The organism is Hydrogenophaga sp. GW823-FHT04C09 (genome assembly GCF_058796355.1).
The window spans coordinates 201,490-213,949 of sequence record NZ_JBXAIO010000004.1 but is presented as its reverse complement, the minus strand read 5'-3'; the positions used below and the strand labels follow the sequence as shown (position 1 = coordinate 213,949).

At 70.2% G+C, this 12,460-nt stretch carries 10 protein-coding genes and 1 other RNA gene; 5 read left to right on the top strand and 6 right to left on the bottom strand.

The window, feature by feature from the left end:
* Nucleotide 1 precedes the first annotated feature (1 nt).
* Nucleotides 2-1,723 (top strand): MBL fold metallo-hydrolase, encoded by a 1,722-nt coding sequence (locus tag AC1Q9M_RS13305; protein WP_492434214.1) that lies wholly within the window; start codon nt 2-4, stop codon nt 1,721-1,723.
* Between the two features lie 17 nt (nt 1,724-1,740).
* Complete coding sequence (locus AC1Q9M_RS13300) at nt 1,741-2,154, top strand: low affinity iron permease family protein (protein ID WP_444687346.1); 414 nt, start codon at nt 1,741-1,743, stop codon at nt 2,152-2,154.
* A gap of 12 nt (nt 2,155-2,166) precedes the next feature.
* Here AC1Q9M_RS13300 and AC1Q9M_RS13295 read toward each other — a convergent pair whose 3' ends face one another.
* Nucleotides 2,167-3,303, bottom strand: coding sequence for an ABC transporter substrate-binding protein (locus AC1Q9M_RS13295; RefSeq protein WP_382321771.1), 1,137 nt, complete (start codon nt 3,301-3,303; stop codon nt 2,167-2,169).
* 39 nt (nt 3,304-3,342) lie between these two features.
* Entirely contained in the window at nt 3,343-4,395 is a 1,053-nt protein-coding gene (locus AC1Q9M_RS13290) for an aromatic ring-hydroxylating dioxygenase subunit alpha (protein WP_382321774.1), read from the bottom strand.
* Between the two features lie 116 nt (nt 4,396-4,511).
* Here AC1Q9M_RS13290 and AC1Q9M_RS13285 point away from each other — a divergent pair, with 116 nt between their 5' ends.
* Complete coding sequence (locus AC1Q9M_RS13285) at nt 4,512-5,549, top strand: LysR family transcriptional regulator (RefSeq protein WP_492434211.1); 1,038 nt, start codon at nt 4,512-4,514, stop codon at nt 5,547-5,549.
* On the opposite strand, the gene rnpB is transcribed toward AC1Q9M_RS13285, so the two are convergent.
* The 3 genes from rnpB to AC1Q9M_RS13270 all read right to left on the bottom strand — a co-directional run bounded on the left by rnpB (nt 5,544) and on the right by AC1Q9M_RS13270 (nt 7,892).
* Nucleotides 5,544-5,893: RNase P RNA component class A (gene rnpB, locus AC1Q9M_RS13280), an RNA gene on the bottom strand. The two genes, AC1Q9M_RS13285 and rnpB, sit on opposite strands and share 6 nt — an antisense overlap.
* A gap of 20 nt (nt 5,894-5,913) precedes the next feature.
* Nucleotides 5,914-7,269: an MATE family efflux transporter gene (locus tag AC1Q9M_RS13275; protein ID WP_382321780.1), complete on the bottom strand. Its 1,356-nt coding sequence runs from the start codon at nt 7,267-7,269 to the stop codon at nt 5,914-5,916.
* Between the two features lie 32 nt (nt 7,270-7,301).
* Nucleotides 7,302-7,892 carry a DUF2239 family protein gene (locus AC1Q9M_RS13270; protein WP_492434208.1) on the bottom strand — a complete coding sequence of 197 codons (591 nt, stop codon included), beginning with the start codon at nt 7,890-7,892 and terminating at the stop codon, nt 7,302-7,304.
* A gap of 113 nt (nt 7,893-8,005) precedes the next feature.
* Here AC1Q9M_RS13270 and AC1Q9M_RS13265 point away from each other — a divergent pair, with 113 nt between their 5' ends.
* Nucleotides 8,006-9,856: an NAD(P)/FAD-dependent oxidoreductase gene (locus AC1Q9M_RS13265; protein WP_492434206.1), complete on the top strand. Its 1,851-nt coding sequence runs from the start codon at nt 8,006-8,008 to the stop codon at nt 9,854-9,856.
* Here AC1Q9M_RS13265 and AC1Q9M_RS13260 read toward each other — a convergent pair.
* Nucleotides 9,843-11,189, bottom strand: coding sequence for an amidohydrolase (locus AC1Q9M_RS13260; protein WP_444687351.1), 1,347 nt, complete (start codon nt 11,187-11,189; stop codon nt 9,843-9,845). The genes AC1Q9M_RS13265 and AC1Q9M_RS13260 overlap by 14 nt on opposite strands.
* Nucleotides 11,190-11,287: 98 nt before the next feature.
* Between AC1Q9M_RS13260 and AC1Q9M_RS13255 the strand changes: the two genes are divergently transcribed.
* Nucleotides 11,288-12,382 (top strand): GlxA family transcriptional regulator, encoded by a 1,095-nt coding sequence (locus tag AC1Q9M_RS13255; protein WP_382321788.1) that lies wholly within the window; start codon nt 11,288-11,290, stop codon nt 12,380-12,382.
* The last annotated feature ends 78 nt before the right edge of the window (nt 12,383-12,460 follow it).

Sequence of the window (12,460 nt, the reverse complement as noted above, 5' to 3'; positions counted from 1 at the left end):
CATGGTCCGCCCCACCCAACTCCTCCACCCGCCCCGCCCCCTTGCCACCGTGAGGCCCGCCGCCACCGTGCTGCTGCTGCGCGACAGCACCGACCCGGCCCGCCCCGGCATCGAGGTGCTGATGACCCGCCGCTCCATGACGGCGAGCTTCGCCCCCGGCGCCTACGTGTTCCCCGGCGGCGGCATCGACGCGGCCGACGCCCAGGCCCATGGCATCGCCACGCGCCGCCCCACGCAGAGCGACCTGCACCTCACGCAGGCGATCGCCGCCATCCGCGAAAGCTACGAGGAACTCGGCGTGTTGCTCGCGCACCGGGCCGACGGCTCGCCGGTGGACGACGGCGACATCGCCACGCTGGACCGCAAGGCCCCGTTCGCCGCGCAATGCCAGGCCCGGGGCCTGACGCTGGACGGCGCGGGCGTGTTCGTGCTCGCGCACTGGATCACCGACCGCGACCTGCCGCGGCGCTTCGACGTGCCCTTCCTCGTGGCCCGCATGCCTGCTGGCCAGCAGCCGGTGGCCGACGAGGCCGAGCAGTTCGAGCCGTGCTGGGTGCGCCCGGCCGACGCGCTGGAGCGCCACAAGGCGGGCGGTTTCTTCATCATCTTCCCGACCATCCGCACGCTGGAGCGCCTGCAGGCCCACGCCAGCGTGCAGGCCGTGCTGGACGCCTGCGCACGCAACGACGAGCCGCTGTGGACCAGTTGCCCGCGCGCCGGCCTGGTGCGGGGCGCCGAAGAGCGCTACATGGAACACGAGTCCGCGTTCGGCGAACTCGCCATGGTGTGTCCCGACGGACAGATGGTGCACAGCCTGGACTGGCAGAACGAACAGCCGGTGTCCTTGCTGAAGAACGTGCAGCGCCTCACCGCGCCCAACCCCGGCTTCATGACCGGCCCGGGCACCAACAGCTACATCGTGGGCGACCCGGCCAGCGGCCACATCGTGATCGACCCGGGCCCGGACGAGCCGGCCCACATCGAGCGCCTGTGGCGCGCGGCGGGCGGGCGCATCCAGGCCATCGTATGCACCCACTCGCACCCCGACCACTCACCCGGCGCGCCGCGCCTGCAGGCGCTGTGCGCGGCGGCCGGCCTGGAGAAGCCGCCCATCCTCGGCCTGCCCAGCGCCCCCACCTCGCGCGAGAACAGCCGCTTCACGCCCGAGCGCGTGCTGGCCGACGGCGAGCAGCTCGTGCTGCTGGGCCAGGCCGGCGATGCCACGGTGTCGCACACGCTGGAGGTGGTGCACACCCCGGGCCACGCGGCCAACCACCTGTGCCTGGCGCTGGTGGAAGACGGCCTGCTGTTCACCGGCGACCACATCCTCAACGGCAGCACCACCGTGATCGACCCGCCCGACGGCAACATGGGCGCTTACCTCGATTCATTGGACAAGCTGGATGCGCTGTGCGAGCGCCATGGCATCGAGTTCCTGCTGCCCGCGCACGGCTACGTGCTGGGCGACCTGCGGCGCACGGCCGACAACCCCAGCGCCCCGCTGCATGGCGGCGCGCGCGCGGCCATCGCCCACCTCAAGGCCCACCGCCTCGCGCGCGAGGCCAAGGTGGCGCGGGCCATGCAGGCCGTGCCCGAGGGCAGCATGGACGACTGGGTGAAGCTGGCCTACGACGACGTGCCCGACCGCCTGTGGCCGGTGGCCAAGCGCTCGCTGATGGCGCACGTGGAGCGCATCCAGAGCCTGGGCGGTTTCAACCTCTGAAGACGCCGGAGGCCACCATGCCGAAGTCCGCCAACCGGTACTCGCGTTTCGCCAAGGCCGCCGCGCGCTTCAGCGGTCGCCCGCGCGTCTTCGCCCTGGCGGTCGCGCTCATCGTGGTGTGGCTGGTCACGGGACCGCTGTTCGGCTTCAGCGACACCTGGCAGCTGGTGATCAACACCGGCACCACCATCATCACCTTCCTGATGGTGTTCCTGATCCAGAACACGCAGAACCGCGACACCGAGGCCATCCAGGTCAAACTGGACGAACTCATCCGCGCCACCCAGGGCGCGCACACCGCCCTGCTGGACCTCGAAGAGCTGGAAGAGGAAGAGCTCGACGCCTTCCGCCAGAAGTACGAGGACCTGGCCGCCCAGGCGCGGGCGCGGCTCAAGGGCGGCGGCACGGACACCGACATTCCCGAAGCCTGAGCGCGCCCGGCCTCAGTCCGCCGCGACCCACACGCCGTTGCGCGCCTTGAGCACGAAACGGGCGCGGTGGTCGTAACCGTAGTGGTCGGCGGCGCTGTACTTCAGCACCCCCTGCGGCACCACCACCTCGCCGGTGTTCTCGATGGCCTTCTTCAAGGCCTGCCGGAACTCCACGGTGCCCGGCTTCGCCTGTTTCAGCGCCACCGGGATCGCCTTGTCGAGCAGCAGCTTGGCACCCCAGATGTTGGCCGCGAACTGGTTGTAGCTGCCGGCCCCGAACTTGGCTTCGTACAGCTTCACGAAATCGAGCGCGACCGGCTTGGACGGGTGGCTGTCGGGCAGCTGGTCGGCGCCCACGGCCGGGCCCGACAGCCCCAACGTGCCCTCCACGTCCTTGCCGCCCATGCGCAGCAGGTCGGGCGCCACCGCGCTGAAGGTCTGGTAGATGCGGCCCTTATAGTTGCGATCGACCAGCGCCTTCTGCGGCATCACCGCGCCGCTGCCCGAGGCCACCACCAGCATGGCGTCGGGGTTGGGCGAGAGCACCTTGAGCGCCTGCGCGGTCACCGAAGCGTCGGCGCGGCCGAAGCGCTCCACGCTCACCAGCTTGAGCCCGGCCTCGTTGCCGTAGCGCGTCATCTCGCGCAGCCAGGATTCGCCGTACGCGTCCGAGTAGCCCAGGAAACCGAAGGTCTTCGCGCCGCTCTTCTTCATGTGCTCGATGGTGCCCTGCGCCATCAGCGAGATGCTCTGCGGCAGGCGGTAGGTCCACTGGCCGCGCTCGTCGGGCAGGTCGATCGGGGCGGCGGCGAGTTGCACGGTCTGCGACTCGCTAGCGACCTGGGCGATGGCGATGGCCGGCGGGCTGGCGGTGGAGCCGATGATCAGGTCCACCTTTTCCTCGGTAACCAGGCGGTGCGCATTGCGCGCGGCGTTGGTCGGGTCGGTGGCGTCATCGAGCACCACGTAGCGGATCTTCTCGCCCGCGATCTCGGTCGGGAACAGCTGGATCGTGTTGCGCGGCGCGATGCCCAGCGCCGCCGCCGGCCCGGTGATGGAAAAGCTGGCGCCGATCACGATCTCGGCCTGGGCCCCGACGCCGCTCAGGGCCAGGGTGGTGAGCGCGGCCAGGCGCAGGAATGGCTTCATCTTGTTGTCTCCTTCGGGTGGTGAATCGGTGATCGGCGCTCAGGCCACGGACTGCAGTGGAATCACGGCCGGGGTGGCGGCGGCCTCTTCGTCGTGCAGGCGCTTGATCAGCCAGCGGAACTGGTTGAGCGCCGCGTCGGCCGCGATCGGCTGCATGGGGCTGGGCGGCGTGCGGCGGATCAGGCGCTGCTGCGCTTCGATGATGCGGCGGTCCTCCTCGAAGGCCGTGCACAGGCTCTGGTAGATCGACTCGGTGATGGTCGCGTCGTCGAGCCGGAACTTGTGCGCCTGCATGAAGAAGTAGTGGGTGGTGGTGTCGGTCTCCGGCGTCAGCGCCTGGCAGCTGTGGAACTGCAGGGCCCCGGTCATGTCGTCGTCGGGCGTGTCGGCGGGCTTCACGCTGGCGGCCATCAGCAGGATGCCGGGCACGAGGTAGTCGTAGCTGAAGCGCCGGTTGACCTTGCCGGTGAAGCCGCCCAGGCGGGCGTGGTACGGCGCCGGCACGGTGTTGTTCACGTCGCGCGTCACGCGCACGCCGCGCTCCAGGCGTTCGATCACGGGGCGCACCTCGGCGATGTTGGGCGAACCGCCCAGGGTCTTCTCGTGCACGTAGGACAGGTGCGAGAAGTCCAGCAGGTTGTCGGAGATCAGCTGGTAATCGGCGTCGTAGTGCAGGTAGCCCGGCTTCATGCGCCACTCGGGGTGGTTGAGCGAGTACGCATCGGGGATCAGCGCCGGGTCGGCCCGCTCGGGGTCGCCCATCCAGATCCACAGCCAGCGCCCGCGCTGCACCATGGGGTAGCTCTTCACGCACAGCTTGGGCGGGATGCGGTCCTGGCCCGGGATCTCGGTGCACTGGCCCGTGGCGTCGAACTTGAGGCCGTGGTACATGCAGCGCACGCCGTCGCCCTCGCGCCGCCCCAGGTTCAGCGGCGCGTGCCGGTGCGGGCACTTGTTGTCCAGCGCCACCGGCGTGCCGTCGGCCAAGCGGTAGATCAGGATGGACTGGTTGAGGATGCCGCGTTCGAGCAGCGTGTCGGCCAGCACCTCGTGGTCCCAGGCCGCGACGTACCAGCAATTCTTGACAAACATGTCTTTGTCTCCGTGCTTGCCGGCGGCATCGTGGGCTGCCGGTCTGGGAACGGAATCTAGGGCGGCCAGCCCGGACCATCAATACACTATGCCGATACCCACTATCTGCCGGAGCGATGATGGAATTCGACCTCAACCTGCTGCGCGTGCTGGTCAGCCTGGACGAGACGCGCAACGTCACCCGCGCCGCCCAGCAGCTGGGCATGAGCCAGTCCGGCTTCAGCACCGCCCTGAACCGGCTGCGCCTGCAGTTCGAGGACACGCTGTTCGTGCGCACCTCCAAAGGCATGGAGCCGACGCCGCGCGCCCGCGAGATGGCGGGTACGGCGCGCGCGGTGCTCGGCCAGGTTCGCACCGGCATCCTGGCCGACCCGCAGTTCGACCCGGCCACCACGCAGACCGAGTTCCGCCTGGTCATGGCCGACGTGGCCGAGATCGTGTTCCTGCCCCGCCTGATCCGCCACCTGGCGGTGCATGCGCCGCACGCCTCCGTGCGCTGCTTCCCCCTGCCCAGCTCGCAGCTGGAGGCCGCGATGGAGGCGGGCGAGGCCGACCTGGCCATGGGCTACTTCCCGGATCTGAGCAAGCAGGTGTTCTTCCACCAGCGGCTGTACATGCACACCTTCGCCTGCGTGATGCGCGCCGACCACCCGTTCGCGCAGACCCGGCTGAGCCTGAAGGACTTCGAGTCGCTGGACCACGCGCTGGTGAGCTCGCCCGCGCGCAGCACCGACCTGGTGGACCGCTTCATCGAACGCAAGGGCATCCACCGCCACGTGGTGCTGCGCACGCCGCATTACATGAGCCTGGCGGCGGTGATCGCCGAATCGGAGCTGGTGGCCACGGTGCCGCTGGCCGCCGGCATGAGCGTGGCGCGCAGCGGCGCGATCCGCCTGGTGCGCCCGCCTTTCGACCCGCCGCGCTTTGCCGTGCAGCAGCACTGGCACCGCCTGTACCGCCACGACACGCGCAACCAGTGGCTGCGCGCGCAGGTGTCGCAGCTGTTCAACGAACAGTCGGACGAGTGGCGCGCGGTGGAGCAGTCGATGTATGGCGGAGAAACGATCCGGCGCCGGGCCGCCCCAAGCCGGATCAGCCCCCCTGGGGGGCAGCGACCCGCGCAGCGGCGGAGCGTGGGGGCCAATAAAGTGTGAAGCGCACCGATAAGCCGGATTCTGTGCGGCGGGGTTGCCCCCACCGTGACCGCCATTCATCTGGGCCGGGGATCACTCCCCGGCTCGGTGCCACCTACCCGCCAGCTCCGCGGAACCACGTCAACGCTGGCCTATTTGGTGTTGCTGCGCGTAGAGATTGCCCGTTTCACCCGAACTGAATCGGCTCGTCTCTGTTGCTCTGATCCTCACCTTAGGGCCCATCGAGCGAGCTCGATGGGCTTGTCGGCGGAGAGGTGTTACCTCCTACGCTGTCCTGTGCAGTCCGGACGTTCCTCCAGCACACCCTTTCGGGATGTCGTGCCAGCGGCGGTCTGGTGCGCTTCACGCGGCGATTATCGCCTGCTCAAACGAGGCGCTCGATCTTGCGATGCCGCCACACCAGCCGGTAATACGCGGTCTGCATCACCAGCATGGCCACGTACGCCACCGGGAACGCGACCCACACGCCGGGCAGGCCCATCTTCGCGTCGAGCACGTAGGCCGCCGGCAGCTGGATCGCCAGGATGCAGAAGACCGAGATGGCCATGGGCACCATCACCACGCCGCTGGCGCGCATGAGGCCACCCACCACCGCCTGGAAGCCGAACACCAGGATGCTCCACAGCATGATGTGCAGCAGGTGCTCGGCCTGCGCGCGCACCTCGGGCTGCGTGAGGAACAGACCCATCAGCTTGTGCGAGAGCGCGTAGCCCAGCAGCACCAGGGCGCCGGTGAGCACGGCGTTGAGCCACAGGCCGGTGCGCAGGATCGCGCCCAGGCGGTCGACCCGGCCCGCGCCGATGGACTGCGCCGCCAGGATGGATGCGGTGATCGCGATGGACAGCGCGGGGAACTGCACGTAGTTCACCACCTGCGTGACCGCGCCGTAGGCCGCCGTGGCCTGCGAGCCGTGGCCGTTCACCAGCGCGAGGATCACGAGTTCGGAGACCGAGATCACCACCATCTGCAGCCCGGTCGGGATGCCGATGCGCATCACCTTGGCCAGGATGTCGCGGTCCAGCCGCAGCGCGCCGATCAGCTCGCGATCGACGGCCAGCACGTGGTGCTTGCGGCCCAGGCGCCACGCCAGGAAACCCAGCGCCGCCGCGTAGGACACCAGCCCCGCGTAGGCCGCGCTCTGGATGCCCAGGCGCGGCAGCCCCAGCCAGCCCTGGATCAGTGCCGGCGTGAGCAGCAGGCCCAGCGCGGTCGACAGCAGCAGGGCGATCAGGGGCGAGACCGTGTCGCTCACGCCGCGCAGCAACTGCGTGAACAGGATGAAGACCAGCAGCAGCGGCATGATGAGCAGCATCACCCGCGCGTAGGCCACCGCGTCGTCGAGCACGTCCACCGGCGTGCCCAGGGCCTGCAGCGCCGGCCGCGCGAACACCACGCCCAGCACGGCGGCGACCAGACCGATCAGGGCGCCCAGCACCAGCGCCGTGCCCGCGATGGCCTTGACCTTGTGCGGCTCGCGCGCGCCCCAGGCCTGGCCGATGAGCACCGAGGCGCCCGCGCCGATGCCGATCACCAGCGAGATGAAGAAGAACACGATCGGGAACATGCCCGAGACCGCCGCCAGCGCGTGCGTGCCCAGCATCTGGCCGATGAAGATGCCGTTGAGCGTGCCCGACAGCCCTTGCAGGATGTTGGACAGCACCATGGGCACGAGGAAAACGAGGTAGACGCGCCAGAGCGGGCCTTGGGGAGCGTTGGGCATGGAGGGCTTCTTGTTGTCTTGTTGAAAAGGGATCAGGCGGATGGTGCCGCCGTTTCGGGCGCGAACGCGTCGCGCGCGAGCCAGGCCAGGTGCGCCTGCACGTCCGCCGGCCAGCCGGCGATGCAGCGCGCGAAGGCCTCGGCGTCGTGGGCAAACAGCGCGCGCGAGGCTTCTTCGAACCCCTCGAAGCCCCCCGCGATGGCGCTCATGAAGCGGTAGGCGCGCTCCTTGGCCTGGCGCCAGCCGTCGCGATCGGCGTGGGTGCGGCGCGCTTCCTCGACCAGGCGCCGCAGGGCCGCCGACGCGCCACCGGGCTGCTGCGCCAGCCACGCCCAGTGGCGTGGCAGCAGCGTCACCTCGCGCGCCACCACGCCCATGCGCGGTCGGCCCACCTGGGGGGCGGCGGCGGGTGCCGCGCGGCGCGCGTCATCGGCGGGCGGTGCCGGGTGGCCGGACGGCCAGGGGTGATCGACCTGCGCCGCGGTGGCGTCGTCGAACACCAGCAAGCCGCCCGCCGAGAGGTCGAGCGTGGCGAGGGCCCGTGCCACCTCGTCGTAAGTGCCGAAGGCCACCCGTTTCGAGCCGATGAAGGCGGTGCAGGTGGGAAGGGTTGTGTCGTTCATGCGCTGCATTGTACCCGGGTTTAATAATTTCACCCGGATTATTTTGATGGCGGCGCATTGACGACAATATGGGGGCTTCGTCTTCTGCTTGATCAACACAAGCCCCACGACACATGATCCGCCTCTCCGAACTCAAACTGCCGCTGGCCGCCGTGCCGGCCGAACACCGCCGCGCCGCCGACGCCCCGACCGAAACCGAGGTCGACCGGCAGCCCCCGCCGCATCCCATCGACGCCCTGACCGCCCTGGCCGCCACCGCGCTGGGCATCGAGGCCGCGCAGATCGCCCACCTGGACGTGTTCAAGCGCAGCTTCGATGCGCGCAAGGCCGACCTGCTCGCGGTCTACATCGTCGACGTGGCGCTGGCCGACCCGGGGCAGGAAGCCGCCCTGCTCGCGGCGCACGCGGGCAAGCCCCACATCCAGCCCACGCCCGACATGGCCTGGCACGCCCCAGGCCACGCACCGGCGCATTGGCCCAGCGACGAGCGCGAGCGCCCGGTGGTGGTGGGCCTGGGGCCCTGCGGCCTGTTCACGGCGCTGGCGCTGGCGCAGATGGGACTGCGGCCCATCGTGCTCGAGCGCGGCAAGCCGGTGCGCGAGCGCACCAAGGACACCTGGGGCCTGTGGCGCAAGCACGTGCTCAACCCCGAGAGCAACGTGCAGTACGGCGAGGGCGGTGCCGGCCTGTTTTCCGACGGCAAGCTCTACAGCCAGATCAAGGACCCGCGCTTCCTCGGCCGCAAGGTCATGCACGAGTTCGTGGAGGCCGGCGCGCCGCCCGAAATCCTTTACACCGCGCACCCGCACATCGGCACCTTCAAGCTGGTGCGCGTGGTGGAGGCCATGCGCGAGAAGATCGTCGCGCTGGGCGGCGAGATCCGCTTCCAACACCAGGTCTGCGGCATCGGCCTGGCCCAGGCCGGCGAAGAAGGCCAGCGCATCGACCGCCTGCAGGTGCGGCGCCTGGACAGCGGCGACACCATCGAGATGCCGGTGCGGCGCGTGGTGCTCGCCCTGGGCCACAGTTCGCGCGACACCTTCGCCCTGCTGTGGGATGCGGGCGTGTTCATGGAGGCCAAACCGTTCTCCATCGGCTTTCGCATCGAGCACCCGCAAGGCGTGATCGACCGCGCGCGCTGGGGCCGCCACGCCGGCCACCCGCTGCTGGGTGCAGCCGACTACAAGCTGGTGCACCACGCGAAGAACGGCCGCGCGGTCTACAGCTTCTGCATGTGCCCGGGCGGCACCGTGGTGGCCGCCACCTCCGAACCCGGGCGCGTGGTCACCAACGGCATGAGCCAGTATTCGCGCAACGAACGCAACGCCAACGCGGGCCTGGTGGTGGGCATCGAACCCAGCGACTTTCCGCAGGCGTTGGCGCAGGACCTGCCGCTGTGGACCGCCGCCTTCGGCGAGACCGACGGCGCGCGCTACACCGAGCAGGCCCGCGCGCTCGCAGCGCAAGGCCGCACGCACCCGCTGGCCGGCATCGTGCTGCAGCGCGAACTCGAAGCCCGCGCCTACCAATTGGGCGGGGCCAACTACGAAGCGCCCGGCCAGCTGGTGGGCGACTTCCTGAAGCAGACGCCTTCGAGCGCGCTGGGCGAGGTGGAGCCCTCGTACCGGCCCGGCGTGAAGCTCGGCGATCTGGCCCCGGCCCTGCCCGCCTACGCCATCGAGGCCATGCGCGAAGCGCTGCCGGTGTTCGGCCGCAAGATGCGCGGCTACGACATGCCCGACGCCGTGCTGACCGGTGTCGAAACCCGCACCTCGTCGCCGCTGCGCCTCGCGCGCGGCGACGACTGCCAGAGCCTGAACACGCGCGGCCTGTACCCGGCCGGCGAAGGCGCGGGTTATGCCGGCGGCATTCTCTCGGCCGGTGTGGACGGCCTGCGGGTGGCCGAGGCGCTCGCGCGAGACCTGCTCGGCGAGGCCGCCCCGGCAGCCCTCAGGGCCGCTTGAGGAAGTCCACCGCCAGCGCGGCCAGCGAACGGGCGCCCACCGGCAGTTGGGCCTCGTCGAGGTCGAACAGCGGCGAGTGGTTGGACGGCGCCTTGGCGAAGTCCTGTCCCTTCTGCGGCGCGCCCAGGAAATAGAAGAAGCCGGGCACCACCTTCTGGAACTCCGAGAAGTCTTCCGAGCCGCTCACCTTGGGGATCAGCATGACCTTGCCACCCAGGGCTTCGCGCAGCGCCGGCAGCGAGGCTTCGGTGAGCTTGGCGGGGTTGGTGGTGACCGGGTAGGCCACCGGGCCGAAGCTCACGCGCGCCTTGGCGCCGCTGGAAGCCGCGATCGACTCGGCGGTCGCCACGATGCGCTTCTTCGCGTCCTCGCGCATCTCCTCGTCGAAGGTGCGCAGCGTGCCCATCATCTCCACGCTGTCGGGAATGATGTTGTAGCGCGTGCCACCCTGGATGGAGCCGATGGTGATGACCGCCGGCTCCTTGCTGATGTTGAGCTGGCGGCTCACGATGGTCTGCAGACCCAGCACCACCTGGCTCGACGCCACGACCGGATCGACCGCGGCCCAGGGCGACGACCCATGGCCGCCGCGCCCGTCCACGTGGATGGTCAGCGCGTCCGAACCGGCCATCAGCGGGCCGCTGCGGTAGCCCACCACACCCGAGGGCAGGTTGGACGTGATGTGCAGGCCGTAGATGGCCTGCACGTCCTTCAAGGCCCCGGCTTCGATCATGGCCTTGGCGCCGAAGCTGGGCACCTTGCCGCTGGCATCCGCCACCACGGGCGCGCCCTCCTCGGCCGGCTGGAAAATGAACTTCACCGAGCCCGGCAACTGCGCGCGCAGGCCCGCCAGCGCCTCGGCCGCGCCCATCAGCATGGCCACGTGGGCGTCGTGCCCGCAGGCGTGCATCACCGACACTTCCTTGCCGAGGTAAGTGGCCTTCTGCTTCGAGGCGAACGCCAAGCCGGTCTTCTCTTCCACCGGCAGCGCGTCCATGTCGGCGCGCAGCGCCACCACCTTGCCTGGCAGACCACCGCGCAAGGTGCCCACCACGCCGGTGCCGCCCACGCCGGTCTGCACCTCCATGCCCAGCTTGCGCAGGTGCTCGGCCACCAGCTTGGCGGTGCGCACTTCCTGGCCCGAGAGCTCGGGATGTTCATGGATGTCGCGGCGCCACGCCACCATCTTGGGCGCGAGCGCGTCCACCGCCGTCTCGATCTGCTTGAAACCGGCGGCATCGAGCGCCTGGGCCGCCACCGGCGTGGTCAGCCAAAAACCACCGCTGGCCGCGAGTGCCGCCACGAGCGAGGACGTTGAGAGGGACAAGCGCATCAGAAGTACCCCTGGGGGAAGTGAATGAGACGTCCATGCTAAGAGCGCGCTTCCCTCGGTAGGAAGCTAATATCGCCATTCAGGAAGCCGATATCGCCATGCCCGCCCAGCCCCCTTTTGTCGTCGAGATCGCCGTGTTGCCTGAAAGCGCCATGGGCCACGCCCTGGCGCTGGTGGAATTGCTGCGCACCGCCAACCTCATGGCGGGCCTGCGCCTGGGCGCCCGGGCACCGCGCCTGGCTTGGCGCTTCGTCGATGCCCTGGGCCAGCCGCTGCGCGCCGAAGAAGGGCTGCTGCAGGCGCTCGCGCTCGAAGGCCAGGGCGGCGACAGCCCTGCGGCAGCGCTGTTCATCGCGCCCCTGCACCTGGCCGACATTCCCACGCTTCGCCAGGCCGTGCAGCGCCACGCGGCGCTCGCGCGCCGGGCCGCGCTGATGGTGGACACGGGCCGCCGGGTGTGCACGCTGGGCAATGGCGCCTGGTTCGCCGCGCACAGCGGGCGGCTGGACGGGCGCCGCCTCGCGCTCGCGTGGTACTACGTCGCCGGCCTGCGCCGCGACTTTCCCACCCTGACGCCCGAGGCCGGGCAAGGTTTCTGCGAGGACGGCCCCTGGCTCAGCGCCGCCTACCCCGCCGACCTGGGCCCGCTCGCCATCGCGCTGGCGCAGCACGCCCTGGGCACCGAACCGGCCGCGGCCCTGGCGGCGGTGCTGCAACCCGATCGCGACCGCGAACTCGCCGCCGCGCAGGCCTCGCACGCCATTCCGAACACCCGCGACAGCACACTGGCGCGCGCCCTCGCCTGGATGGAGCAGCGCGTGGAGCAACCCTACGACCTGGCGGCGCTGGCGACCGCCGCCGCGGTCAGCGCCCGCACCCTGCTGCGCCACTTCCAACAGGAGCTGGGCCATTCGCCGCTGGACCACCTGCACGGCCTGCGCTGCGCCCGGGCGCGCGTGCTGCTCGAGATCACGCTGGAGAGCGTGCCCACGGTGGCGCTGGCCTGCGGCTACACCGACCCGGCGGCATTCCGCCGCGTCTTCGCGCGCCACACCGGGCTCACCCCCACCGCCTACCGGCAACGGCACGCCCTGCGCGCGCCACGCCGTCGCTGGCGGGTGGACACCGGTGCCAGCGTGGACACCGCGCTCTCGGCCTTGCGATCGGCGGCAAAAAAGCCGGGAACCCCGTAGGACGACACGAATCTTTACAGCATGGGCATCCAGGCTTGACACAAGCGGTGCATGCTTCAGGCTACCCCCATAAGGAGT

Bases quoted from the DNA above. Each gene is read 5' to 3' on its own strand.
- AC1Q9M_RS13265 (WP_492434206.1), top strand. From the start codon at position 8,006: ATGATCCGCCTCTCCGAACTCAAACTGCCGCTGGCCGCCGTGCCGGCC.
- AC1Q9M_RS13270 (WP_492434208.1), bottom strand. From the start codon at position 7,892: ATGAACGACACAACCCTTCCCACCTGCACCGCCTTCATCGGCTCGAAA.
- AC1Q9M_RS13275 (WP_382321780.1), bottom strand. From the start codon at position 7,269: ATGCCCAACGCTCCCCAAGGCCCGCTCTGGCGCGTCTACCTCGTTTTC.
- AC1Q9M_RS13300 (WP_444687346.1), top strand. From the start codon at position 1,741: ATGCCGAAGTCCGCCAACCGGTACTCGCGTTTCGCCAAGGCCGCCGCG.
- AC1Q9M_RS13285 (WP_492434211.1), top strand. From the start codon at position 4,512: ATGATGGAATTCGACCTCAACCTGCTGCGCGTGCTGGTCAGCCTGGAC.
- AC1Q9M_RS13305 (WP_492434214.1), top strand. From the start codon at position 2: ATGGTCCGCCCCACCCAACTCCTCCACCCGCCCCGCCCCCTTGCCACC.
- AC1Q9M_RS13255 (WP_382321788.1), top strand. From the start codon at position 11,288: ATGCCCGCCCAGCCCCCTTTTGTCGTCGAGATCGCCGTGTTGCCTGAA.
- AC1Q9M_RS13295 (WP_382321771.1), bottom strand. From the start codon at position 3,303: ATGAAGCCATTCCTGCGCCTGGCCGCGCTCACCACCCTGGCCCTGAGC.
- AC1Q9M_RS13260 (WP_444687351.1), bottom strand. From the start codon at position 11,189: ATGCGCTTGTCCCTCTCAACGTCCTCGCTCGTGGCGGCACTCGCGGCC.
- AC1Q9M_RS13290 (WP_382321774.1), bottom strand. From the start codon at position 4,395: ATGTTTGTCAAGAATTGCTGGTACGTCGCGGCCTGGGACCACGAGGTG.